Below are 1,381 nucleotides of genomic sequence, written 5' to 3' on the forward strand. Positions count from 1 at the left end.
GCGTCGCGCCGGCGGGCGGCGGCACCCCGGGCGGGACGCCGCGCGCGGCCGCCGGCGACGCCTCGGCCGCGGCGCAGGGGCCGGGGCCGAACCGGCTCTACGAGATCGCGTACGACCAGTTCCGCCGCGGCAGCTTCGCCACCGCGCGCACCGGCTTCACCGACCTGCTGACGCGCTTCCCGACGTCGGACCTGGCGCCCGACGCCGCGTTCTACGTCGCCGAGTCGTTCGCCAGCGAGCGCAACGCGGCCGCCGCCGACAGCGCGTACCGCGCCGTCGTCACGCGCTACCCGCAGTCGCCGCGCGCCGCCACCGCGCTCTACAAGCGCGCGCAGGCGAGCCGCGACGCCGCCGAGTCGCGCACGCTCTACCAGCAGCTCGTGCGCGACTTCCCGCGCTCGGACGAGGCGGAGCTGGCGCGCGAGGCGCTGAAGCAGCCGGCCCGCCCGGCGCCCGCGCGCCGCCCCTGAGCGGCCGCCGCGCCGCCGGGCCCCCCGACGGCCACCCCCGCCGATGACGCACCCGACGCAGAACCCCGGCGAGATGCCGTTCCTCGACCACCTCGAGGAGCTGCGCTGGCGCCTCGTGTGGTCGCTGGCGGCGTTCATCATCGCGCTGGTGCTCGCGTTCGCCCTGGTGTCGCAGGTCGACATCATCGGCTGGCTGGAGCGCCCCGTGCTCCCGCTGCTCGGCGGGAAGAAGCTCGTCTACACCAGCCCGACCGACCCGTTCAGCATCGTCCTCAACGCGTCGTTCGCGCTCGGCCTGCTGCTCGCGTCGCCGATCATCGGCTACCAGCTGTGGTCGTTCCTCTCGCCCGCGCTCTACCGGCACGAGAAGCGGATCATCATCCCCGTGCTGGCGGGGGGGATCGTGCTCTTCCTGCTCGGCGCGTCGCTGTCGCACTTCATCGTGCTCCCGTTCACGCTGAAGTTCCTGCTCGGGTTCCAGAGCGCGGCCATCGAGCCGATGCTGACCGTGCGGGGCTACTTCGACTTCGCGATCGGGATGGCGCTGGCGTTCGGCCTCGTGTTCGAGCTGCCGATCGTGATCCTCGCGCTCACCGCGCTCGGGATCGTGACGCCGAAGTTCCTGAACACGTACCGGCGCCACGCGGTGGTGCTGTGCGTCGTGGGCGCCGCGTTCGTCACGCCGGGCGCCGACCCGACGTCGCTGTTCGCGCTCGCGGTCCCGCTGTACCTGCTGTTCGAGATCAGCGTGGTCCTGTCGACCGTGATCTACCGCCGCCGTCTGCGCCGCGAGCGCGAGGCGGCCGCCGAGGCGCTGGCCGCCGAGCCGTCGGCGCCCGCGCCGCTCCCGCCGGCCGACGAGCCGGCGCGGGAGCCGGTGCGCCTCATGGACGGGACCCCGGACGCGTGAG

At 74.3% G+C, this 1,381-nt stretch carries 2 protein-coding genes; both read left to right on the plus strand.

All coding sequences use genetic code 11. From position 1 onward, the window contains the following. Positions 1–470 (plus strand): tetratricopeptide repeat protein (locus tag PYV61_RS25305; RefSeq protein ID WP_275836658.1); only part of this gene is annotated, 470 nt, incomplete at its 5' end. 43 nt (positions 471–513) lie between these two features. Further along, a complete protein-coding gene (gene tatC, locus PYV61_RS25310) occupies positions 514–1,380 on the plus strand; it encodes a twin-arginine translocase subunit TatC (protein ID WP_275836659.1) in 867 nt (288 codons plus the stop codon). Position 1,381: the final 1 nt, after the last annotated feature.

Origin of the sequence: Roseisolibacter sp. H3M3-2 (genome assembly GCF_029211165.1) — a bacterium.
In the GTDB taxonomy this organism is placed as follows: domain Bacteria; phylum Gemmatimonadota; class Gemmatimonadetes; order Gemmatimonadales; family Gemmatimonadaceae; genus Roseisolibacter.